At 73.0% G+C, this 22,292-nt stretch carries 19 protein-coding genes, 1 tRNA gene and 2 pseudogenes; 13 read left to right on the top strand and 9 right to left on the bottom strand.

Going from position 1 to position 22,292, the window contains the following annotated elements:
• Positions 1 to 3: 3 nt before the first annotated feature.
• Positions 4 to 540: pseudogene (locus tag ACZ3YO_RS16265) on the bottom strand (zinc-binding dehydrogenase); the annotation flags it as partial.
• Between ACZ3YO_RS16265 and ACZ3YO_RS16260 the strand changes: the two are divergent.
• Positions 531 to 659: pseudogene (locus ACZ3YO_RS16260) on the top strand (LysR family transcriptional regulator); the annotation flags it as partial. The pseudogenes ACZ3YO_RS16265 and ACZ3YO_RS16260 overlap by 10 nt on opposite strands.
• 21 nt (positions 660 to 680) lie before the next feature.
• On the opposite strand, the gene ACZ3YO_RS16255 reads toward ACZ3YO_RS16260, so the two are convergent.
• Positions 681 to 2,582, bottom strand: a complete 1,902-nt coding sequence (locus ACZ3YO_RS16255) for an FtsX-like permease family protein (RefSeq protein ID WP_465569576.1) — start codon at positions 2,580 to 2,582, stop codon at positions 681 to 683.
• A 240-nt stretch (positions 2,583 to 2,822) separates the two neighbouring features.
• Here ACZ3YO_RS16255 and ACZ3YO_RS16250 point away from each other — a divergent pair, with 240 nt between their 5' ends.
• A complete protein-coding gene (locus tag ACZ3YO_RS16250) occupies positions 2,823 to 4,112 on the top strand; it encodes a sensor histidine kinase (protein WP_465569574.1) in 1,290 nt (429 codons plus the stop codon).
• 59 nt (positions 4,113 to 4,171) lie between these two features.
• The gene (locus ACZ3YO_RS16245) at positions 4,172 to 4,846 is read left to right on the top strand and encodes a response regulator (protein WP_465569624.1); all 675 of its coding nucleotides are present in this window, start codon (positions 4,172 to 4,174) and stop codon (positions 4,844 to 4,846) included.
• Between the two features lie 29 nt (positions 4,847 to 4,875).
• On the opposite strand, the gene mug is transcribed toward ACZ3YO_RS16245, so the two are convergent.
• The 4 genes from mug to ACZ3YO_RS16225 form a co-directional block, all read right to left on the bottom strand.
• Complete coding sequence (gene mug, locus ACZ3YO_RS16240) at positions 4,876 to 5,445, bottom strand: G/U mismatch-specific DNA glycosylase (protein WP_465569572.1); 570 nt, start codon at positions 5,443 to 5,445, stop codon at positions 4,876 to 4,878.
• Positions 5,446 to 5,634: 189 nt separating this feature from the next.
• Positions 5,635 to 6,684 carry a phosphatase PAP2 family protein gene (locus ACZ3YO_RS16235; protein WP_465569570.1) on the bottom strand — a complete coding sequence of 350 codons (1,050 nt, stop codon included), beginning with the start codon at positions 6,682 to 6,684 and terminating at the stop codon, positions 5,635 to 5,637.
• 105 nt (positions 6,685 to 6,789) lie between these two features.
• Positions 6,790 to 7,908 (bottom strand): aminopeptidase P family protein, encoded by a 1,119-nt coding sequence (locus ACZ3YO_RS16230; protein WP_465569568.1) that lies wholly within the window; start codon positions 7,906 to 7,908, stop codon positions 6,790 to 6,792.
• Positions 7,909 to 8,772: 864 nt separating this feature from the next.
• Positions 8,773 to 9,099, bottom strand: a complete 327-nt coding sequence (locus ACZ3YO_RS16225; RefSeq protein ID WP_465569566.1) for a hypothetical protein — start codon at positions 9,097 to 9,099, stop codon at positions 8,773 to 8,775.
• Here ACZ3YO_RS16225 and ACZ3YO_RS16220 point away from each other — a divergent pair.
• The 3 genes from ACZ3YO_RS16220 to ACZ3YO_RS16210 all read left to right on the top strand — a co-directional run bounded on the left by ACZ3YO_RS16220 (position 9,062) and on the right by ACZ3YO_RS16210 (position 10,597).
• Entirely contained in the window at positions 9,062 to 9,316 is a 255-nt protein-coding gene (locus tag ACZ3YO_RS16220; RefSeq protein WP_465569564.1) for a hypothetical protein, read from the top strand. The genes ACZ3YO_RS16225 and ACZ3YO_RS16220 overlap by 38 nt on opposite strands.
• 41 nt (positions 9,317 to 9,357) lie before the next feature.
• The gene (locus ACZ3YO_RS16215) at positions 9,358 to 9,849 is read left to right on the top strand and encodes a hypothetical protein (protein ID WP_465569563.1); all 492 of its coding nucleotides are present in this window, start codon (positions 9,358 to 9,360) and stop codon (positions 9,847 to 9,849) included.
• 139 nt (positions 9,850 to 9,988) lie between these two features.
• Positions 9,989 to 10,597, top strand: coding sequence for a hypothetical protein (locus ACZ3YO_RS16210; protein ID WP_465569561.1), 609 nt, complete (start codon positions 9,989 to 9,991; stop codon positions 10,595 to 10,597).
• A gap of 66 nt (positions 10,598 to 10,663) precedes the next feature.
• On the opposite strand, the gene ACZ3YO_RS16205 is transcribed toward ACZ3YO_RS16210, so the two are convergent.
• The gene (locus ACZ3YO_RS16205; RefSeq protein ID WP_465569559.1) at positions 10,664 to 11,152 is read right to left on the bottom strand and encodes a YajQ family cyclic di-GMP-binding protein; all 489 of its coding nucleotides are present in this window, start codon (positions 11,150 to 11,152) and stop codon (positions 10,664 to 10,666) included.
• A gap of 216 nt (positions 11,153 to 11,368) precedes the next feature.
• On the opposite strand from ACZ3YO_RS16205, the gene ACZ3YO_RS16200 reads away from it, so the two are divergent.
• Positions 11,369 to 11,449 (top strand) — tRNA-Tyr (locus tag ACZ3YO_RS16200).
• Here the strand turns inward: ACZ3YO_RS16200 and ACZ3YO_RS16195 are convergent.
• Both ACZ3YO_RS16195 and ACZ3YO_RS16190 read right to left on the bottom strand, forming a co-directional pair.
• A complete protein-coding gene (locus ACZ3YO_RS16195) occupies positions 11,421 to 12,161 on the bottom strand; it encodes a hypothetical protein (RefSeq protein ID WP_465569557.1) in 741 nt (246 codons plus the stop codon). The genes ACZ3YO_RS16200 and ACZ3YO_RS16195 overlap by 29 nt on opposite strands.
• Positions 12,162 to 12,219: 58 nt before the next feature.
• Entirely contained in the window at positions 12,220 to 12,885 is a 666-nt protein-coding gene (locus tag ACZ3YO_RS16190) for an HAD family hydrolase (protein ID WP_465569555.1), read from the bottom strand.
• A gap of 372 nt (positions 12,886 to 13,257) precedes the next feature.
• Here ACZ3YO_RS16190 and ACZ3YO_RS16185 point away from each other — a divergent pair, with 372 nt between their 5' ends.
• From ACZ3YO_RS16185 to kdpC, 6 genes are all read left to right on the top strand, one after another.
• Positions 13,258 to 15,093, top strand: coding sequence for an APC family permease (locus ACZ3YO_RS16185; RefSeq protein ID WP_465569553.1), 1,836 nt, complete (start codon positions 13,258 to 13,260; stop codon positions 15,091 to 15,093).
• Positions 15,094 to 15,384: 291 nt separating this feature from the next.
• On the top strand, positions 15,385 to 17,379 hold the full coding sequence (locus ACZ3YO_RS16180) for an APC family permease (protein ID WP_465569622.1): 1,995 nt from the start codon (positions 15,385 to 15,387) through the stop codon (positions 17,377 to 17,379).
• Positions 17,380 to 17,708: 329 nt separating this feature from the next.
• On the top strand, positions 17,709 to 17,798 hold the full coding sequence (kdpF, locus tag ACZ3YO_RS16175; protein ID WP_465548966.1) for a K(+)-transporting ATPase subunit F: 90 nt from the start codon (positions 17,709 to 17,711) through the stop codon (positions 17,796 to 17,798).
• Position 17,799: 1 nt separating this feature from the next.
• Positions 17,800 to 19,461: a potassium-transporting ATPase subunit KdpA gene (gene kdpA / locus ACZ3YO_RS16170; RefSeq protein WP_465569551.1), complete on the top strand. Its 1,662-nt coding sequence runs from the start codon at positions 17,800 to 17,802 to the stop codon at positions 19,459 to 19,461.
• Complete coding sequence (gene kdpB, locus ACZ3YO_RS16165; protein ID WP_465569549.1) at positions 19,461 to 21,617, top strand: potassium-transporting ATPase subunit KdpB; 2,157 nt, start codon at positions 19,461 to 19,463, stop codon at positions 21,615 to 21,617. The genes kdpA and kdpB overlap by 1 nt, the downstream gene beginning before the upstream one ends.
• A 16-nt stretch (positions 21,618 to 21,633) precedes the next feature.
• Positions 21,634 to 22,281 (top strand): K(+)-transporting ATPase subunit C, encoded by a 648-nt coding sequence (gene kdpC, locus ACZ3YO_RS16160; RefSeq protein ID WP_465569547.1) that lies wholly within the window; start codon positions 21,634 to 21,636, stop codon positions 22,279 to 22,281.
• Positions 22,282 to 22,292: the final 11 nt, after the last annotated feature.

Raw genomic sequence — 22,292 nt, 5'->3', positions numbered from 1 at the left:
CCGTCAGGGCGCGTCGGTGAGCTGGACGATCATCTTGCCGGTGTTGGTGCCGCGGAGCATGCCGAGGAAGGCGTCCACGACGTTCTCGAAGCCCCGGACGACGGTCTCGTCCGGGACCACGGCGCCCGAGCGCAGGTGCGGGACGAGGAAGTCGTACAGCTCCGGGCGGGCGTCGAGGTGGTTGCGGACGAGGAAGCCCTCCAGGCGAAGGCTCTTGCCGACCACGTCGTACAGGTTGCGCGGTGCGGCGGGCGGGTCCTGGAGGTGGTTGTACTGGGCGACGGCGCCGCACCAGGCGATCCGGCCGTGGTCGCGCAGGGCGGTGATGGCACCTTCGAGGTGGTCGCCGCCGACGTTGTCGAAGTAGACGTCGAGGCCCTCGGGTGCGGCCTCGCGGAGCCGGTCCGCGATCGGGCCCTCGTGGTAGTCGAAGGCGGCGTCGAAGCCGAGGTGCCCGGTGAGGTGCATCGCCTTGGCGGCCGAACCGGTGCTGCCGACGATCCGGCCGGCGCCGAGCAGCCGGGCGAGCCGGCCCGCAGCCGCCCAGCCGCTCCGTCGGGTACGGGACCACGCCGGAGCTGGCGGGGACGGCGGCGGTGCGGGCGCTGATCCGTGAACTGAGGGCGCTGGCACTGCCGGAGGGGCTGGCGGCGGCCTGAGGGCAGCGCCGGGCGGGCCGGTCAGCGCGCGGCCGCCGTGACCGGACGATGCCGCAGGGCCCAGGCGGCGGCCGGTGCGGCGCAGGCGGCCGCGACCAGGACGCAGCCCCCGGCCACCAGGCCCACCGGCCGCCACGGCAGCGTCCACGGCGCCGACGCCCCGAGCAGTGCCAACCCCGCACGCATGGCGCCCAGTTGGACGGCGGCCACCGCGCAGCCGAGGAGTGAGCCGACCGCCGCCACCAGCACCGACTCGGCCGTCACCAGTCGCACCACCTGGGCACGGGTGGCGCCCGCCAGCCGGAGCAGGGCCAGTTCGCGGCGGCGGTCGGCGGTGGCCATCAGCAGGGTGTTGGCGAGCGCGATCCCGGTGTAGACGAGGGCGAGTCCGAGCACCAGGGCGGTCCGCAGCCACGCGATCCGGGCATTGGCGGGGGCGGTGGCGGCGAGCCAGTCGTCCCGCGTGAACACCGTGGCGCCGTACGGCCGGGCGGCCTCGCGGACGCGTGCGGTGGCGGTGTCCCGCCCGGCCGGGTCCATGCCGGGGGCCAGGCGCACCTCGATCCGGTCGACCCGTGCGCCGGGGGCGTTGCGGGCGGTCACGTAGAGGCCGTTGTCGCCGAGGCCGTCGCGCAGGACGGCGGCCACCCGCAGCGTGGTGCGGCTGCCGTCGGCCCGGATCACCGGTACCGGCTCGCCGGCCGTCCGGCCCCACTCGGCGGGGAGCACGATGGTGTCGTCGGCCAGCCCGGCGGGCGAGCCGGACCGGACGGGCAGCCGGGCGAGCACGGCCAGTCCGGCCGGATCGGCCATCCGGGCCTCGGCCCTGACCGCATTGCCGTCCGGCTCGACCAGCGCGAGCGTGGTGGGCGCGGTGGGGGAGACGGCGGCGGTGCCGGGGACGGCGCGCAGGGCCTCGGCGAGCTGGCTCGGCCGGGAGGAGGGGACCACCACCAGATCGGCGGCGGTCCGGGCGGCGGCCTCGGCGGTCCGGGCGGCGCTCACCGTGTCCAGCGCCCCGGCCAGCGAGCCGGTGAGCGCTACCGACACCAGCACCGGCGCGGCCACCGCCCCCGTCCGGCGGACTGCCGCCGCGGCGTTCCCGCGCACCAACCGGCCGGCGTACGCGGTGAACCGGACCGGGAGCCAGGTGAGCAGGTGCACCAGCGGGCGGGCGAGGAGCGGGGCGAGCAGACCGCAGGCCGAGATCAGCAGCATCGGCCGGGTGGTGTAGGTCTTGCGGTGCAGCAGGTCGGCGGGGTCGCCGGCGAGCGCCGCCCCGGTCAGGGCGGCGGCCGTGAGCAGCAGCCCGAGGCCCCAGAGCAGACGGCCGGCGGTCATCGCCCCGGAGTCGAGGTCGGCGGCGCGCAGCGCGTCCAGCGGACTGACCCGGCCGGCCCGGCGGGCCGCCACCGCGACGCCGCCGAGGGCGACCAGCAGGCCGGTCCAGAAGGCGCCGTGCAGCGGCCACGTCACGTCGGCGAGCCCGAAGCCGGCCGGGGCCATGCCGACGTCCGCGAGCCACCGGACGAGGGCGGGCGCGCCGAGCCGGCCGAGTGCGCAGCCGGTCGCGGAGGCGGCGGTGCCGAGGACCAGCGCCTCGGCGAGCACCGTCCGCCGGACCTGTGCCCGGGTCGCGCCGGCCAGCCGGAGCAGGCCCAGTTCACGACGGCGCTGCGCGACCGTGTACGAGAAGGTGGACGCGACGACGAACGCCGAGACGAACGCGCTCACCCCGCCGGCCGTGCCGAGCGCCGCGACGAGCGACACCAGCTCCTCCCCGCCGGGCGCGCCCACGGCGGCGGCCAGCCCGAGCAGCATCACCGCCGTCATCGCGACGCCGAGGGTGAGGGCGATGAATGCGCCGAGCAGTGAAACCCACCGTGATTGCAGGGACTTGAGCGCGATCCGCACCATTCTCATGCCGTCCAGCCAACCGGCCCGCCCCGGTCCCGGTCAGCAGGCCGGGCCCCACCCCGGGAGGTGGGGCCCGCCCTACCCGTAGGGGTCGTCACGGGGTTGCCGCCGCACGGGACGCCGCCGGGGCCGACGTCCTGTGCGGCGGCAACCCCGCCCCGGAAGGTAGGCCGGGCCCTACCGACACCGCGCCCGCCGCTGCCTAGGGTGGGCGGCGAGGCGGACGGGGGGCGGAGGGTGGGGGCGATGGACCTGAGGGCACTGTGGGCGGAGCCGGCGCGGCCGGGGTTCCTGCAGCCGGGGTTCCTGCGGTCGGGGGCGCCGTGGCGGGCGGCGGCGTATCTGCTGGTGAGCGGGGTGGCCGGACTGGTGCTCTGCGCCGGGCTGCTGGTGGCCGGGGTGGTCGCCGGGGTGTTGGCGGTGCTACTGGTCGGATTGCCGCTGCTGGCGGCGCTGGCGCTGGTCGGGGTGCCGTACGCGGCGTGGGAGCGGCGGCTGTTGCGCCTCCTCGACGGTACGGGCGTCCCCGACCCGCATCGCGTGCCCGACCGCCCCGGCCTCCCGGCCTGGCTGCGCCTGCGCTACCGGGAGCAGGCGACCTGGCGCGAGCTGGGCCTCACCGGCCTCGCCGCGTTCGTGCTCTGGCCGATCGACCTGGTGGTGGTCGGCTGCGCCCTCGCCGTGCCCGGGTACCTGCTCGCCGCGCTGCCGTTGCTGCTGCTGGACGGCGAGCAGGTGAACGTGCTGAAGCTCTGGCAGGTCCACTCCCTGCCCGTCGCGGCCCTGTTCGGGGTGGGCGGGGCTTTGCTGCTCCCGCTGCTCGCGTACCCGCTGACCGCGGTGGCGGCGGGCCGGGCGGCGCTGGTCCGGCTGGTGGCCGGGCCGGGCGGGCAGGAGCGGCGGATCGGCGAACTGGTCAGCTCCCGGGCCCGGTTGGTGGACGCCTTCGAGGCGGAGCGACGCCGGATCGAGCGTGATCTGCACGACGGTGCCCAGCAGCGCCTGGTCGCGCTGACGATGACGCTCGGCCTGGCCCGGCTGGATGCGGAGCCGGGCGGCGAGCTCTCCGCCCGGCTGGCCGAGGCGCACCGTCAGGCGGGCGAAGTCCTGGCCGAGCTCCGCGAGTTGATCAACGGCATCCACCCCCAGGTGCTCACCGACCGCGGCCTGCCGGACGCCTGCGCGGATGCCGCCGACCGCTCGCCCGTTCCCGTGGCCACCCGCTTCGACCTGCCAGGGCGGCTGCCGGCCCCGGTCGAGTCGGCCGGCTACTTCGCCGTCTCCGAGGCGCTCGCCAACATCGCCAAGCACAGCGGCGCCGGCCGGGCCCGCGTCGACGGCCGGTACGTGGACGGCCGGTTGACGATCGAGGTCGCGGACGACGGCCGGGGCGGCGCCGACCCGGCGGCCGGCAGCGGGCTGACCGGCCTGGCCGACCGGGTCGCCGTCGTGGACGGCACACTGGCGGTGAGCAGCCCGCCCGGCGGGCCGACCCTGTTGCGTGTGGAGATCCCGTGCACCCCGATCAGCCTGTGAGCCACCCCGGTGAGCCGGTGGGTCACCCCGTACGGTCCGTGAGCCACTCCGGTGAGTCGGTGGGTCGCCCCGGCCGGTCCGGGGTCACCCCTCTGGACATCGTCCTCGCCGAGGACGGCGTGCTGCTGCGCGAGGGCCTGATCGGCCTGCTGGGCCGGTTCGGCCACCGGGTGGTGGCCGCCGTCGGCGACGCCGAGGCGCTGCACGAGGCCGTCGCCGAGCACACGCCGGACATCGTCATCACCGACGTCCGGATGCCGCCGGGCCAGACCGACGAGGGTCTGCGGGCCGCCGTGGCGCTGCGCGGACGGCGCCCGGGGCTGCCGGTGCTCGTCCTCAGCCAGTACGTGCAACGCTCCTACGCGGCCGAGCTGTTGGACTCCGGGGACGGATCGGGCGTGGGCTACCTGCTGAAGGACCGGATCGGCCAGGTGGAGGAGTTCGCGGCTGCGGTCGGCACGGTCGCGGCCGGCGGCACGGTGGTCGACCCGGAGGTGGTGCGGCAGCTGCTGCGCCGCCGCCGGGACCCGCTGGAGCGGCTGACCCCGCGCGAGCGCGAGGTGCTGGCGCTGATGGCGGAGGGCCGGTCCAACGCGGCGATCTGCCGTGAGCTGGTGGTGTCGGACGCGGCGGTGGGCAAGCACATCGGCAACATCCTCATGAAGCTGGACCTGCCCCCGGCCGAGGAGACCCACCGCCGGGTGCTGGCCGTCCTGGAGTTCCTGCGTGCCTGAGCCCCGCGCGGCCGCGCACGCCGACGCGGCTACCGCACCGCCTCGCGGAGCCGCCGGAACTCCTCGGCCAGCCCGTCGAGTGTGTAGTGCGCGTTGAGGCCGCTCGGGTTGGGCAGCACCCAGACCTCGGTCTCCCCGATGCCCTCCTCCTGGCGTCCGACGGACGCCGTCCGCCGCCCGAAGGCCGTCCGGTAGGCGCCGATGCCGAGCACGGCCAGGACGCCCGGGCGCAGCCGCAGCACCCGGTCGGCTAGGGCGGCGCCGCCCTCGCGCAGTTCGTCGGCGGTGAGTTCGTCCGCCTTGGCGGTGGCGCGCGGGGCGACGTTGGTGATGCCGAGACCGAGGCCGAGCAGTTCGGCCTGTTCGTCCGGGCGGAGTTGGCGCGGGGTGAAGCCGGAGCGGTGCAGGGCGGGCCAGAAGCGGTTGCCCGGGCGGGCGAAGTGGTGGCCGGTGGCGCCGGACCAGAGCCCGGGGTTGATCCCGCAGAACAGCACCCGCAGTCCGGGGGCGGCGACGTCCGGGATGGTGGTGTCGCGGGCGGCGAGCAGCTGTTCGGCGGTGGGCTTCAGGGGAGTGGGCACCGCCCCAGTCTGGCCCATGGGGGAGGGGCCGACGGCGCCACGGCGGCCCTGCGGGCGGGCCGTTCGGCCGGCGAAGGTACCGCCGCCAGGCCCTCCGACCCGGCCGCCGGAGCCGCGCCGGCTCCGACCCGCGCCGGCTCCGACCCGCGCCGGCCGCGATCCGCGCCGACCCCGATCCGCGCCGCCGCCTCGCCCCGTCCTCGCCGGTCAGGGCCGGAGCGACACCCCGGGGGCCGCCTCGGGCACCGCCGTCGGCCCGTCCCGCAACAGCTCCTTCTGCCGGGCCCGTCGCCGCGCCCGCAGCCACCGCGCGCCGAACACCACCACCGCCGCGTACGCCCAGCCCGCGAAGATGTCGACGATGAAGTGCTCCGCCCCGTACACCAGGGTGAACGCCATCGCGAGCGGGTACGCGAAGAGCAGCACCCGCAGCCCGCGGGAGGCCGTCGGCCAGAAGAAGAAGAGCAGCATCGCCGGGTAGGCGGAGTGCAGCGAGGGCATCGCGGCGACGTCGTTGGCGAACCGGCTGCCGTTCTCGAAGATCGACCCGGCCCGCTGGAGCCCGCTCCCGGTGAGGACGTCCGACACCACCCGGGTGAGCGCCGGCATGTGCCCCTCCTGGGCGGTGAGCCACGGCGGGTCGGCGGGGTAGAGGAGGTACGTCGCGAAGCCGGCGAACGTCAGCGCGAGGTAGCAGCCGAGCAGCTGCCTGAACCGGTCGTGGTGGCGCCGCCAGAGTACGGCCAGCACCACGAAGACCATGAAGAAGTGGGACATGTAGACGGTGACCGCGGCGTAGTCGTACCAGCGCGGCGAGCCGGGGGTGTAGAGCCCGTTCTGGAGGCGGACGGTCCAGGTCTCACCGAGGCCGAGCACCTCGTCGGCGCGCAGCTGCGGCCGCCAGTGCGGGGCCCACGGCGTGTGCGCGCCGTAGCCGCGCAGCAGCGAGTACGCCCAGACGGCGGCCATCACCGGGACCCAGTCCCGCAGGACGAGCAGGAAGCCGCGCCGTCCGTGCCCGCTGTGCACGGCCGCGGCCAGCAGCGCGCCGATCAGCCAGCAGAACACCACGTCGTTGGAGTACGGCAGCCCGTACGTCCGCAGGTACCAGAGCAGGGCGAGGAGGTAGAGCGGCCACGCCAGCAGCCGGAGCCGGGCCAGGGCGCTGGCGCGCGCACCGGGCTGCGGCCGGGTCACCGGACGCAGCCGCCCGGCGCGCGTGGGTGGGAGCGGCGCCGGGCGGAGCAGTTTGGTCATGCCGGTCGAAGCTAGCAAGGCATTCTTGGAGGACTCTTCACGCGAACGGCCCGTCGCACAGAAAAGACTCAGAAAGCCCAGTCGGGACCGCCCGTCGGGGGGCGGCTACGACACGATGCCCAGCTCGTGCGGCGTGTTGTTGAACCGCCGTCCGCCCTGCTCGGTCACCGTCACGATGTCCTCGATCCGCACTCCGAACCGGCCGGGCAGGTAGACGCCGGGCTCGATCGAGAAGCACATGCCGGGGACGAGCGGCCGCTCCTCGCCCTCGACCAGGTACGGCGGCTCGTGCGTGGTGATGCCGATGCCGTGGCCGGTCCGGTGGATGAAGTACTCGCCGTACCCGGCGTCGGTGATCACCCGTCGGGCGATCCGGTCGATCTCCTGGCAGCTCACCCCGGGCCGGACGGCCTCGAACGCGGTCTGCTGCGCGCGCCGGACGACGTCGTGCACCTTCCGCACCTCGTCCGGCACGTCGGCGCCGACGTGCACGGTCCGGGTGGTGTCGGATCCGTAGCCGTCCTTGAGGCCGCCGAAGTCCAGGACGACGGTGTCGCCGGGCCGGATGACCCGGTCGCCGGCCTCGTGGTGCGGGTTGGCGCCGTTAGGGCCGGAGCCGACTACGGTGAAGTCGACCTGGCTGTGCCCGTACTGGATGAGCAGCGCGGTGAGGTCGGCGGCCACGTCGGTCTCCCGCCGGCCGGCGAACTCCACCTCCAGGATGCCCCGGTAGGCGGCGTCCGCGGCGCCGCCGGCCGCGGCCAGGCGCTCCAGCTCGTCGGTGCCCTTGACCGCCCGCAGCATCGGCAGCGCCTCGGTGAGTGACGTCCAGCCGGTGCCGGGCAGGGCGGCCTGGAGGCCGAGCAGGTGCATAGCCCAGGCGTTGTCGGAGACGCCGTACCGCCCGGCCGGGTCGAGCAGCGGGACGGCGGTGGCGTAGGGGTCCTCGCCGTCGGTCCAGTCGACCAGCCGCAGGGCGGGGGCGCCGGCCGCCTTCTCGGCGTCCGGACGCTCCAACGTGGGGACGATCAGGGCGGGTTCGCGTCCGGTGGAGAGGACGAGCGCGGTCAGCCGCTCGGTGATCGCGGTGGGCTGGTAGCCGCTGAGGTAGAGCAGGTCGGGGCCGGGCGCGACGACCAGGCCGGTGAGCCCGACGGCGGACGCGTCGGCGGTGGCCCGGGCGAGCCGGGCGGTGTAGTCCTCGGTGGTGAACGGTCGTGGCACGGGGATCTCCCGCCTTCCTGTGTCGACAGCGCTCGGCCGGAGTCTGCTGGGTGCGGATCCTGTGGGTGCGGATCCGACTGGGTACTGACGCTCTATCACGCCCGGGGGCGCCGGCGTAGTGCCGGAGGAAGAGCGCCTCGACGTTGGTGATGGGCTCGATCGCGCCCGGGTCGACCACGCGGGCGACGGTCGAGGCCACGTACGCGAGCAGCGACGGGGAGGAAAGGAACGTCATCGCGGACCGGCGCCGGACGGTGAGGGAGCCGAGCGGCTTCGACAGGACCTCCGGCACCCGGCGGTGGACCCCGCCCTCCCGGCCGGACACCGGCTCGGCGGAGACCAGCGCGGTCGGAGGCGGGGAGACGACCGCCGGGACGCGGTGGAGGAAGACGCCGGCCGGGCCGTACACCGCCATGGTCGGGGCGGAGCGCCGGCCGGCCCACCGGGCCGGTGGTCATCGGCGCCAGGGCCGGCCGGGACATCCGTGGCGCGCCGGCCGTCCGGGCGGCCACCGCCTCGCCGCGCTCCCGGGTGGTGGTCGGACCGCCCGGGCTGCCCCGGCCGGGCGAGGGTGCGTCCATGGAACCCATGAGAGTCCTCCTCGGGTGCGGCCCCGTCGCCCGGCCGGGAGCTCCCCGGAGGGTGGGCCGGCCGTACTCGGCCAGTTTCACCCGGTTGCCCGGCGCGTCGCATGCCGCGTGCACCCGCATGGGTGAGTGGGTGTCAGGGGCCCGTGTCGGAGGTCCGGCTTACGCGGGGCTCCGTGACGGCCGGTGGGCGGGGGGCCCGGCCCCGCGGTCGGGCCCAGCGGTCGGGCCCAGCGGTTGGGCCAAGCGCTCAGGCCCCGTGACCGGCGCGCCGCGGTCAGGACGTGGCCGGCCAGGTGGGGCGGCGCAGCGTCCGGCCGGCAGTCGCGGGCAGCAGGGCGGCGGCGAGCGCGGCGACCGTGGCCAGTGCGACGGCGGGGGAGAGGTGGTCCAGCAGCAGTCCGCTGCCGAGCATCCCGGCCGGCATGCCGACGGTGAGGAGCGTCATGGTCGCGGAGACCACGCGCCCGCGCGGCTCGTCCGAGACCCGGCGGAACACCAGGAGGTCGATCATCACCCGTAGCGTCGGCGTCCCCAGCCCCACCACGAACAGCGCGGCGAAGACGGTGACGGCCCCGCCCGGCAGCAGCGGCGCCAGCGTCACCGGGACGCAGAGCCTGTTCGCCGACTTCTCGCTCCGGCTCGACCCGGCCCGGCTGGTCCGGCTCCGCAGCCAACTCGGCGAGATCTTCGACGAGTTGATGAGCGAGGAGCGGAGCGTGGCGGAGGACGCGGTGGACGTGACCGTCCTCACCCTGCTCTACGGCTTCCGGGCGGAGCCGCCCGCCGGGGGCGATTCCCTTCCAGGCACGGAATCGTAAATGCCGGGCGGAGTGTCAGTGCCGTGGTTCAGGATGACTGAATGCCATACGAACTTCAGGCGCTGATCGGCTCGGCGGAGCTGCTCGCGGTGGCCGCCGCCGAGGTGCCGGTCGCCCACCTCAGCCCGCTGGCCCAGGGGTTGGCCCTCATCCCGGCCACCCCCGCCTTCCTGTCCGCCCTCCAACTCGGCGGCGGGATCGGGGCATCGGGCGGAACCGCCGGCTTCGCGTGGTTCCCGGACGGGCTCGGGCTCCGTGTCGCCGCCTGGTCCAAGGCCGGCCCGATCGCCTGCGTGGAGGCCGACTACTTCGGTGGTACCGGCATCCAGCGCGCCGCCGTCTGGGCCGACGGCCACCTCGACCTCGGCCCGCTCACCAGCGCCGAGTTCGAGCCCTTCCCGCCCGAGGGCAGCCCGATATCCCGCGCCCTGCGCCGGATCGGCGCCCGCGTGGAGGGCGGCTGCACCGACGAGTTCGAGGCCGTCGGACTGCCCGCCCACTCCAGCACCGCCCACTGGGCGGCGGCCGGCTAGCCGCTCCTTCCGGTGTGTCCCCGCGTGTTGCCCACCGTCCGGCCCGTTCGGCGTACGTGCGGTGGCTGGGCCAACTGGCCTGCCCCACCGTGTGAATCAGGCGATCTCGCCTGTTTCGCATCGAGAGGAAGCAACACCCATGCGTGCCACCTGGACGGCCGCCGCGCTGACCGCAGCCCTTGTGCTGACCCCGGTCGCCACGGCGTCCGCCACCGCCGCCGGCAACGAAGCCGCGGCCCCCCGAAGCACCCCCGTCTCCGCCGCCGTCCCGGGCCTGTCGGCCCTGTCGGCCGTCCCCGGGTTCTCCGCGGTCCCGGCGGTCCCCGCCCGCCCGGCCGACGTGCCGCTGCCCGTCACGGTGCCCCCGGTCGCCGCACCGGCGCCCGACGCGCCCGCCCTGCCGGCCGCCCCGGCCCTTCCGGCCACCCCCGACCCGACCGCGCTGCTCGGGACGGTCGGTGACCTCGTCAGCACGGTGACCGGCCTGGTCTCGTCCCTGACGTCCTCCCTCCCCGACCTCGGCGTCGTGCAGCAGCTGGTCGGTTCGCTGCAGGCCATCCTGCAGGGTCTGCTCGGCCAGCTGCCGGCACCGCCGGTGACCGCCCCGGCCCCGCCGACGCTCCCCGGCGCCGGCGCGCCGAGCCGCTCGGAGCAACTCGCCTCCCTCCAGGCGCAGGCCCAGTCCCTCGCGGACACCGTGGCCGCGGCCCGCCTCGCCGCCGCCCACCCCCGGCCCGCCGCCGGCTGACCCGCCGATGCGAGAGGCCCCGGCCCCGAACCCGGGACCGGGGCCTCACCGCGCGCACCGCAGGGGTCAGCGGTAGTTCACGTACTGGAGCGCGAAGTCCAGGTCCTTGCCCTTGAGCAGGGCCTGCACGGTCTGCAGGTCGTCACGGCTCTTCGAGCTGACCCGCAGCTCGTCGCCCTGCACCTGGGCCTTCACGCCCTTCGGGCCCTCGTCCCGGATGATCTTCGCGACCTTCTTGGCATCGTCCTGGGAGATGCCCTCCTTCACGTCCGCGAAGATCTTGTACTCCTTGCCGGACAGCTGCGGCTCCTTGGCGTCCAGGGCCTTCAGCGACAGGCCGCGCTTGATGAACTTGCTCTGCAGCACGTCCAGCACGGCCTTCACCCGCTCCTCGCCGTTGGCCTTCATCTCGATCGTCTCGCCGGAGCGGCTGATCTCGGCGCCGACGTTCTTGAAGTCGAAGCGGGTGGCGATCTCACGGGAGGTCTGGTTGATCGCGTTGTCGACCTCCTGCCACTCGACCTTCGAGACGATGTCGAAACTGGAGTCGGCCATGGGTGTTGGTCTCCTTGATGCTGTGGCTTCACTGACACGGCCCGCCCCACCGGACGTCCGCCACCCAAGCCTATCCAGCCGCACCCCGCCCCCGCCCCCGACAGCCACGCCACACCCCTTGATCATCACGTGACCAATCGAGTGGCGAACCACCCCCCGGCATCGGGTATCGTTTACGAAGTCGAACGGGGCAAGCCCCCGCGAGACACCAATCCTGGCTGGTTGCCCGAGCGGCCAAAGGGAGCAGACTGTAAATCTGTCGCGCAAGCTACGCAGGTTCGAACCCTGCACCAGCCACTGGATTACCAGACCGGCCCTGAACTGCGGAAACGTGGTTCAGGGCCGGTTCTGTTTTGTTCGAAAGGGCATGGAGTCCAGGGGGCGATTTAGGTGGGTTTGTCTCACCCCGGCTCGCCTGAATCCCGGCCCTGACCAGGGCGTACGGACCAGACACGGACCAGGAGCAGGGGCCGGTCGGCAAGGGAGCCCTGCGCTGGAGCCGCTGGGAGATCAGGTCGTTCGCGTGGTCCTCGGCCCCGTGGATGCACTTGGCGTACACCCGAAGCAGGACGGCCACACTGTGGCCGGCTCGCCGGGCCACCTCGGTGGCGTCCACCCCGGAGTTCAGCCAGAGCGAGACGCGCGCGTGGCGTAGGTCGTGCGGGCGCTTGGCAAGCGGCGTCGCAAGGTCGGCCGGGCCCAGGACCCGCGCGCGGGCCTTCGCCCAGATCGCGCGGTAGCTGCTTTCCTGCACCATCCCGTCGCGGGACGTGCGGAACAGCCTTCCTTCCGGCGCCGTGCCGTACTGATCCACGTGCTCCCGGAGGAGCGCCACCAGCTCCGGCGGAATGGGCACGGGACGGGTGGCTTTCTCGGCCCGGTGCTTCAGCCCCCGGGTGTCGTGCGAGACCGCGTGGCCGAGGACGTGGTGCAGGATCCGGCGCTTGCGGAGGATGACGGACGGGGCGGCCTTCCCACCGTCGAGCTTGACCGCCGGCGCGTTCAGCATGCGCGCGGTTTCGCCAGGTTCGACCACTGGTTCGCCGGGCCAGGGGGCTGGGCCGGGGTCAGGGGATGGCGAGGAGGAGTGCGACGGCGGCGGGGGTGTCGGGGGCGGTGTGCGTGGGGGCGGGGTGGGACGGGGGGAGCAGCGGCGCGGGGGCCGGGGTGATCCAGATGGAGCGGAGGCCGGCGGCGTGGGCGCCGCGGATGTCGGTGGCGGGGTTGTTGCCGACCATCCAGGCGGCGGGGGTGAGCGGGCGGCCTAGGCGGGCGGCGGCGAGGCGGAAGATCTCGGGGGCGGGTTTGCGGGCACCGGCCTCCTCGGAGACGCAGACGGCGTCGACGGCGTCGATCAGGCCGGTGCGGGCGAGTTTGGCGCGTTGGATGTCGGTGCTGCCGTTGGTGACGACGCCGATGGTCCAGCCGGCCTCGCGGAGGGTGGCGAGGGCGTCGGGGACGCCGGGGAGCAGGTGGGTGCGGGCCGCCTCCTGGGCGACGTGCGCGTCCCAGAGGGTCCGGCCGGAGTGCGGGAGGCCGTAGCGGTCGGCGATCCGGGTGAAGCCGCCGGGGGAGCGGTCGGCGCGGTACAGGGCGAAGACGGTGGGGGCGGCTTCGGCGGGAAGGCCGTGGGTGGTGCAGAAGGCGGGGGCCCAGGCATCCGCGGCGCCGTCGCGTTCGACCAGGGTGTGGTCGAGGTCGACGAGAAGGAGTGGCTCGGGGTGACGGTTCATGTGCGGAGGGTAGCGCAGGGGTGGTCCGGGCGTTATTGCGCATTGCTTGCAATTACGTCTTGAAGGCAGCAAAGTGTTCCCCAGGGGGTGGGCTGGGCCTTTCAGCCTCCCCGCTGAGCATCCCGGACGTGTCAGCATGCGCCGGGAGTCCTCCGTACGAGCTGATCGTCTTCCCAACCGGCGCCCGCCGGGACAACGGTCCGCCCGCCCCCGTCCATCACCTCCCCGCCCCGTCCATCACCTCCCCGCGCTCGTCAACGGGGCGTCAAGGGTGCCCGCCGGGGCGTCAGGAATGCGTAGGGGGACAGGGGTGAGGGGCCGGACGGCCCGCAGGATCGGGGGCAACAGCCCGACTGCGGAGGTTCCGTTCAGATGTCCAGCCCCGTCGCCACCCCGGCCGTCACCGCCGAGCCCGAGCCTCCGGATACCGGGGCGGGGCCGGACGAGCGGCACCGTCTGAGTGCGTTGGGCGGGCTCGCGGCGCTGTCGCTGGACGCGATGGCATCGGTGGCGTACGGGCCGGAGTCGATCGTGCTGGTGCTGGCGGCGGCCGGGGCGTACGGGCTCGGGTTCACGGTGCCGGTGACGGTGGCGATCGCGGTGCTGCTGGCGGTGCTGGTGGCGTCGTACCGGCAGGTGATCGCGGCGTTCCCGGATGGCGGCGGCTCGTACGCGGTGGCCAAGGCGCATCTGGGGCGGCGGACGGCGCTGACCGCGGCGGCGTCGCTGGTGATCGATTACGTGCTGAACGTGGCGGTGTCGGTGACGGCCGGGGTGGCGGCGCTGACCTCGGCGGTGCCGGGCCTGTACGGCGACCGGGTCTGGCTCTGCCTGGGCGTGCTGGCGCTGGTCACGGCGGTGAACCTGCGGGGGATCGCGGAGTCGGCGCGCTGGTTCATGGCACCCACCGCCGTCTTCGTGCTCTCGATCCTGGCGATCATCGTGGTGGGCCTGTTCCGGGACGCGCCGGCGAGCACGGCCGCGGCCGAGGGCCACGCCTCCGCGCTGGCCGGCAATGCCACCGCCGTGGGCGCCCTGCTGCTGCTCAAGGCCTTCGCGGCCGGCTGCTCGGCGCTGACCGGCGTGGAGGCGGTGGCCAACGCCGTGCCCTCCTTCCGCACCCCCGGCGTCAAACGCGCGCAGCGCACCGAGGTCGCGCTCGGCGCGCTGCTGGGCGTGATGCTGATCGGACTGGCCGTGCTGATCGGCCGCTTCCACCTCCAGCCGGTGGAAGGGGTCACCGTCCTCGCCCAGCTCGCCGACGCCTCGCTCGGCCACGGCGCCGGCTTCTACCTGGTCCAGTTCGCCACCGTCGTGCTCCTCGGACTGGCCGCCAACACCTCCTTCGGCGGGCTGCCCGTCCTGCTCCACCTCCTCGCCCGCGACAACCACCTCCCGCACGTCTTCGCCCTGCGCGCCGACCGCCAGGTCCACCGCCACGGTGTCCTGTTCCTCGCCGCGGTCTCCGCCGTGCTCCTGGTGGGCTCGGGCGGGGACGTCAACAGCCTGGTGCCGCTGTTCGCGATCGGGGTGTTCGTCGGCTTCACCGTCTGCCAGGTCGGCATGGTCCGCCACTGGTCCCAGCACAAACCCGCCCACTGGCACGCCAAGGCCGCCCTCAACGGCTTCGGCGCACTCCTCACCGGCATCGCCGCCGTCGTCGTCACCGGCACCAAGTTCACCGAGGGCGCCTGGGGCATCTGCCTCGCCCTGCCCCTGCTCGTCGCCCTCTTCGAGGCGATCCACCGCAGCTACGCCCGGATCGGCGAACGCCTGGAGCTGGGCCGCATCCCCGGCCCCCTCACCCCGCAGCGCAGCCTGGTCGTCGTCCCCGTCACCGCGATCACCCGCCTCACCCGCGACGCCCTCTCCGCCGCCCTCTCCCTCGGCGACGAGGTCATGGCCGTCACCGTCGTCCACGACGGCGCCGAGGCCGAGGCGCTGCGCCGGGACTGGGAGCTCTGGCAGCCCGGGGTGCCGCTGGTGGAGATCCCCGACGGCCACCGCCGGCTCGGCCCGCCGATCGCCGCCCTCGTCAACGACCTCGCCACCGAGCACGCCTACGACCGCCTCACCGTCCTGATCCCCGAGGTCGAACCGGCCCGCCCCTGGCAGCGCGCCCTGCAGAACCGGCGCGGCGCCGTCATCGACCGCGCCCTGCGCCGCCACACCGACGCGGTGGTCTGCCGGCTCCGGATGCGGATGTAGCGCACCGGGACAGCGGAGGCGAATTGATGACATATGTCCCAAATGTTCGATCCGATCGTCATATCTTGACGATGTCTTAACGGGGGGGCTCAATGCCCTCGAAACGCCCCCGACCGGCCCGGTACGGCCCGCACATAGCGGCTTCGACCTGCGGGAACACTCCGCCCAATGGGCGTGCCGGGCCCGCGGGACACTCCGCCGAGGCTTATTGCCAGCCCGTTTCAGACCCTTACGCTCGCCCATGTGTTCAACGTGCCCCAGGCGCTCAAGCGCCTAGTGATCGGCAAGGCCATGCGCAGCGAGGAGCTGGGCGAGACGCTGCTCCCCAAGCGGCTGGCCCTGCCGATCTTCGCTTCCGACCCGCTCTCCTCGGTCGCCTACGCGACCCAGGAGATCCTGCTGGTGCTCACCGTCGGTGGCACCGCCTTCCTGTACCTGACCCCGTGGGTCGCGGCCGGTGTGGTCGCGCTGATGGCGGTCGTCGTGATGTCGTACCGCCAGGTCGTGCACGCCTACCCGAGCGGCGGCGGCTCGTACGAGGTGGTGTCCCGCAACCTGGGCGCCAACTCCGGCCTGGTGGTGGCGGCGTCACTGCTGGTCGACTACGTGATGACGGTCGCGGTGTCGGTGGCCTCGGGCGTCGACAACATCATCTCGGCGCTGCCCTCGCTGGCCGACTACCGGGTCGAGCTGGCGGTCGGCTTCGTCGTCCTGCTGGCGGCGATGAACCTGCGCGGGGTCCGGGAGTCCGGCAAGGCCTTCGCGGCGCCGACGTACCTGTTCATCGGCGGCATCGTGCTGATGGTGGTCACCGGCCTGATCAAGGCGGCCTTCGGGGACACCCCGGTGGCGGCCAGCGCCTCGTACGGGATCCTGCCGGTGGACGGGAAGGACACCTTGGCCGGGCTCGGCCTGCTGATGCTGGGCCTGCGGGCGTTCGCCTCCGGCTGTACGGCGCTGACCGGCGTCGAGGCGATCTCCAACGGCGTGCCGGCGTTCCGGGCCCCCAAGTCGAAGAACGCCGCCGCCACGATGGCCGTGATGGGCACCACGGCCGTGGTCATGTTCGTCGGTATCACCGCGCTGGCCCTGATGGCCAAGGTGCACATCACCGACGACGCCTGCCAGCTGACCGGCTTCCCCGGGGACTGCCACACCGCGCCGCAGCAGACCGTGATCGCCCAGTTGGCGGCCGCGATCTTCGGCGGGGACCAGAGCTTCCTCTTCTACTTCATCCAGGCCGTCACCGCGCTGGTGCTGATCCTGGCGGCCAACACCGCGTTCAACGGCTTCCCGCTGCTGGCCTCGATCCTGGCCGAGCACCGCTACCTGCCCCGGCAGATGCACACCCGCGGCGACCGCCTCGCCTTCTCCAACGGCATCATCGCGCTCGCGGTGGTGGCCGGCGGGCTGCTCTGGCTGTACGGCGCGGACGTCACCAGCCTGATCCACCTCTACATCCTGGGCGTCTTCACCTCCTTCACGCTCTCCCAGATCGGCATGGTGAAGCACTGGAACCGGGTGCTCGGCAGCGAGACCGACCCGGCCGTCCGGGGCTCGGCGCAGCGCTCCCGGGTGATCAACGCGTTCGGCGCGGTCACCACCGCGCTGGTGCTGGTGATCGTGCTGCTGACCAAGTTCACCCAGGGCGCCTGGCTGGCCGTGGTCGCGGCGATCGTGCTCTGGGTGATGATGCGCGGCATCCGCCGGCACTACGACAGCGTGGCCGAGGAACTGGCGGTGGACGACCCGCGGGAGGAGTCGGTGCGGCCGTCCAGGGTGCACGGGATCGTGCTGGTCTCCAAGCTGCACAAGCCCACCCTGCGGGCGCTCGGCTACGCGCAGGCGTTCCGGCCGGACTCGCTGGAGGCGCTGACCGTCGCGGTGGAGAGCGACGCCACCCAGGAGCTGGAGCGGCAGTGGGAGGAACTGGACGTCCAGGTGCCGCTGAAGGTACTGGACTCGCCCTACCGGGAGATCACCAAGCCGGTCGTCCAGTACGTCCGTGAGTACCGCCGGAGCAGCCCGCGGGAGGCGGTGGCGGTCTTCATCCCCGAGTACGTGGTCGGGCACTGGTGGGAGCACCTGCTGCACAACCAGTCGGCGCTCTGGCTGAAGAGCCGGCTGCTGTTCACCTCCGGCGTGATGGTGATCAGCGTGCCGTGGCAGCTGACCTCCTCCACCAAGGCGTACCACCCGTCCCGCCGTGCCCCGGGCGCGGTGCGCCGCGGCGAGCCGGCGGCGAGGTCGGAGTACGAGAAGCTGCCGGCGCCCGAGAACGCCTGACGGGCAGCCGGCCGGGCCCCGGACAGCACCGCTGTCCGGGGCCCTTCACGTGCCCGGACACGGGCGCCGCGCGGGGACGCCCCCGTATGGACCTCGTCAACAATCGAACGGGCGCCGTATGGAGGGCGTCAAGAACGGCGGTAACGCCCCGTGAGGGCGCTTTGCTGGCTCTGCCGGCCCTCCGCCGGTGCCGCACCGGGCCCGTCGAGGGCCGGCCGCGGCCACCTCCGAACCACTGTGGTGGAGCCCATGTCGGATCTCATCTACGTCGGTGTCACGGTCGCCGTGTTCGCCGTCATCGCCCTGATCGCGCGGGGGGTGGAGAAGCTGTGACCGCCGAGAACGTCGCAGGTCTCATCGTGGCCGTCGCCCTCGTCGGCTACCTCGTCGTGGCGCTGATCTACCCGGAGAAGTTCTGACATGAGCTCCACTCTCGCGGGCTGGCTGCAGGTCATCGCCCTGGTGGGCGCCCTGGCCCTGTGCTACCGCCCCCTGGGCGACTACATCGCCCGTGTCCTCACCACCTCCAAGCACCTCAGAGCCGAGCGCGGCATCTACCGGGTGATCGGCGTGGACGGCGACGCCGACCAGCGCTGGCCGGTCTACCTGCGCTCGGTGCTGGCCTTCTCGGCCGTCTCCGTGCTCTTCCTCTACGGCCTGATCCGGCTGCAGGGCCACCTGCTGCTGAACCTCGGGGTCGAGCAGATGCCCGGCCACCAGGCCTGGAACACCGCGATCTCGTTCGTCGCCAACACCAACTGGCAGTCCTACAGCGGCGAGTCCGCGATGGGGCACCTGGTGCAGATGGCGGGCCTGGCGGTGCAGAACTTCGTCTCGGCGGCGGTCGGCATCGCGATCGTGGCCGCGTTCATCCGCGGTTTCACCCGCAACCGGACGGACCGGCTGGGCAACTTCTGGGTGGACCTCACCCGGATCACCCTGCGCCTGCTGCTGCCGATCTCGGTCGTCTTCGCCGTCGCCCTGATCGCGACCGGCGTGGTGCAGAACTTCCACGGCTTCCACGAGGTCGCGACCCTGGCCGGAGACCCGCAGGCGATCCCGGGCGGACCGGTGGCCTCGCAGGAGGTCATCAAGGAGCTGGGGACCAACGGCGGCGGCTTCTTCAACGCCAACTCGGCGCACCCGTTCGAGAACCCGACCGGTCTCAGCAACTTCCTGGAGATCTTCCTCATCCTGCTGATCCCGTTCGCGCTGCCGCGGGCCTTCGGCAAGATGGTGGGCGACCACCGCCAGGGCTACGCGATCGTCGCGGTGATGGGCCTGTTCTGGGTGGCCTCGGTCGCGCTGATCACCTTCTTCGAGGCCCAGCACTCCGGTGCGGCGATGCAGGCGGCCGGCGGGGCGATGGAGGGCAAGGAGCAGCGGTTCGGCATCGCGGCCTCCGGCCTGTTCGCGGCGTCCACGACGCTGACGTCGACCGGTGCGGTGAACTCCTTCCACGACTCGTACTCGCCGTTCGGTGGCGGGCTGACGATGTTCAACATGATGCTGGGCGAGATCGCGCCCGGCGGTACCGGTTCGGGCCTGTACGGGATGCTGGTGCTGGCCATCGTCGCGGTCTTCGTGGCCGGTCTGATGGTCGGCCGCACCCCGGAGTACCTGGGCAAGAAGCTGGGCGGGCGGGAGATGAAGTTCGCCTCCCTGTACATCCTGACCACGCCGACGATCGTGCTGGTCGGCACGGGTGTGGCGATGGCACTGCCCGGCGAGCGGGCGGGGATGCTCAACTCCGGTGCGCACGGCTTCTCCGAGGTGCTGTACGCCTTCACCTCGGGCGCGAACAACAACGGTTCGGCGTTCGCGGGAATCACCGTCAACACGGACTGGTACGACACCGCGATCGGCCTGGCGATGGTGTTCGGCCGCTTCCTGCCGATGGTGTTCGTCCTGGCGCTGGCCGGCTCGCTCGCGCAGCAGCAGCCCGTCCCCGCCACCCCGGGCACCCTGCCCACCCACAAGCCGCTGTTCGTGGGCCTGCTGTCGGGCGTCGTCCTGATCGTCGTCGGCCTCACCTACTTCCCGGCCCTGGCCCTCGGGCCGATCGCGGAAGGTCTCTCCTGATGTCGTCCACCCTTACCGAGAAGCCGGCCCCGCTGCCGGAGGCGCCCGCCGCGGCGCCGCACAGAGTCTCCGGCGGCCTGCTGGACCCGAAGCTGCTCGTCTCGTCGCTGCCCGACGCGGTGAGGAAGCTCGACCCCCGGGTGATGGTGAAGAACCCGGTGATGTTCGTGGTCGAGGTCGGCTCGGTGGTCACCACCGTCGCCGCGATGGCCGATCCGTCGGTGTTCGCCTGGTCGATCACCGTCTGGCTCTGGCTGACCACGATCTTCGCCAACCTGGCCGAGGCCGTCGCCGAGGGCCGCGGCAAGGCGCAGGCGGACACCCTGCGCAAGACCAAGACCGACACCATGGCCCGCCGGCTGCTCGACTGGCCGAAGAGTCAGGCGGAGGAGGAGGTCTCCGGGACGGCGCTGCGGCTGGGCGACCACGTGGTGGTCGAGGCCGGGCAGATCATCCCGGGCGACGGTGACGTCGTCGAGGGCGTCGCGTCCGTCGACGAGTCGGCGATCACCGGTGAGTCGGCTCCGGTGATCCGCGAGTCGGGTGGTGACCGCAGCGCGGTGACCGGCGGCACCAAGGTGCTCTCGGACCGGATCGTGGTGAAGATCGCCTCCGAGCCGGGCAAGTCGTTCATCGACCGGATGATCGCCCTGGTCGAGGGCGCGGCCCGGCAGAAGACGCCGAACGAGATCGCGCTCAACATCCTGCTGGCCTCGCTGACCATCGTCTTCCTGGTCGCGGTCGTCACCCTCCAGCCGATGGCCACCTACGCGGGCGCCCCGCAGTCGACGATCGTGCTGGTCGCCCTGATCGTGGCGCTCATCCCGACCACGATCGGCGCGCTGCTCTCCGCGATCGGCATCGCCGGCATGGACCGGCTGGTCCAGCGGAACGTGCTGGCGATGTCCGGCCGGGCCGTCGAGGCGGCCGGCGACGTCAACACCCTGCTGCTCGACAAGACCGGCACCATCACCCTCGGCAACCGTCAGGCCGCCGAGTTCCTCTCCGCCACCGGCGTCTCCACCGAGGAGCTGGCGGACGCCGCCCAGCTCTCCTCGCTGGCCGACGAGACCCCGGAGGGCCGCTCGATCGTCGTCCTCGCCAAGACGGGCTACGGCCTGCGGGCGCGTGCGCAGGGCGAGTTGACGCACGCCACCTGGGTGCCGTTCACCGCGCAGACCCGGATGTCCGGCGTCGACCTGGACGAATCGGACGTCGTGGGGCGCGGCGACTCGGGCGGGCGACGCGCGGGCGGCCTGCACCAGATCCGCAAGGGCGCCGCCGCCGCCGTCACCACCTGGGTGGCGAACAACGGCGGAACCGTCACCGACGAGGTCTCCACCCTGGTGGACGGCATCTCGGCGGCCGGCGGCACCCCGCTGGTGGTGGCGACCAAGGCGGGTGCGGACCCGGCCAAGGTCCTGGGGGTCATCCACCTCAAGGACGTGGTCAAGGAGGGCATGCGGGAGCGGTTCGACGAGCTGCGCCGGATGGGCATCAAGACCATCATGATCACGGGCGACAACCCGCTGACCGCCAAGGCGATCGCGGAGGAGGCGGGCGTGGACGACTTCCTCGCCGAGGCCACCCCCGAGGACAAGATGGCCCTGATCAAGAAGGAGCAGTCCGGCGGCAAGCTGGTCGCGATGACGGGTGACGGCACCAACGACGCCCCCGCCCTCGCCCAGGCCGACGTCGGTGTCGCGATGAACACCGGGACCATGGCGGCCAAGGAGGCCGGCAACATGGTCGACCTGGACTCCAACCCGACCAAGCTGATCGAGATCGTCGAGATCGGCAAGCAGCTCCTGATCACCCGCGGCGCGCTCACGACCTTCTCGATCGCCAACGACGTCGCGAAGTACTTCGCGATCATCCCGGCGATGTTCGCGGCGGTCTACCCGGGCCTGGACAAGCTCAACGTCATGGGCCTGCACAGCCCCCAGTCCGCCATCACCTCGGCGATCATCTTCAACGCCCTGGTGATCGTCGGCCTCATCCCGCTCGCCCTGCGCGGCGTCAAGTACCGTCCGTCCGACGCCAGTTCGCTGCTGCGCCGCAACCTCGGGCTGTACGGGTTCGGCGGGCTGGTCGTCCCCTTCGTCGGGATCAAGCTGATCGACCTCGTCGTCCAGTTCATCCCCGGTCTGAGCTGAGAGAGGAGAACCCCAGATGTCCAAGCCCCTGCCCACCACCGTGCGCACGCACTTCACCGCGCTGCGGATGCTGCTGGTGATGACGGTGATCCTCGGCCTCGCCTACCCGCTGCTGGTCACCGGCATCGGCCAGGCCGCCTTCAGCGGGAAGGCCAACGGCTCGATCGTGAAGACCGCCGACGGCAAGGAGACCGGCTCCAGCCTGCTGGGCCAGAACTACGACCTGCCGAAGCAGAACCCTTCCGGTTCGACAACGGGGGACGACGCGAACGAGGAGGCCAAGCCGGACCCGCAGTGGTTCCAGCCCCGGCCCGGCGCCCACGATCCGAAGAGCTCCGGCGCCTCCAACCAGGGCCCGAACAGCGAGGACCTCACCAAGACCGTCGAGGAGCGGCGCAAGGCCGTCGCCGCGTTCGACGGCGTCGACCCGGCGACCGTGCCGGTGGACGCGGTCACCGCCTCCGGCTCCGGCCTCGACCCGCACATCTCGGTCGCCTACGCCAAGGAGCAGGCCGACCGGGTCGCCAAGACCCGCGGCAACGTCTCGCCCGAGACGCTGAACAAGCTCATCGAGAAGTACACCGAGGGCCCCTCGCTCGGCTTCCTCGGCCAGGAGGGCGTCAACGTCGTCCTGCTCAACAAGGCTCTGGCCCAGCAGAAATGACGGAGGCAGAA

Source organism: Kitasatospora sp. NPDC022785, from assembly GCF_055561295.1.
Note: the sequence above shows the minus strand (reverse complement) of the source record. Positions and strands in the feature narration are given on the sequence as shown.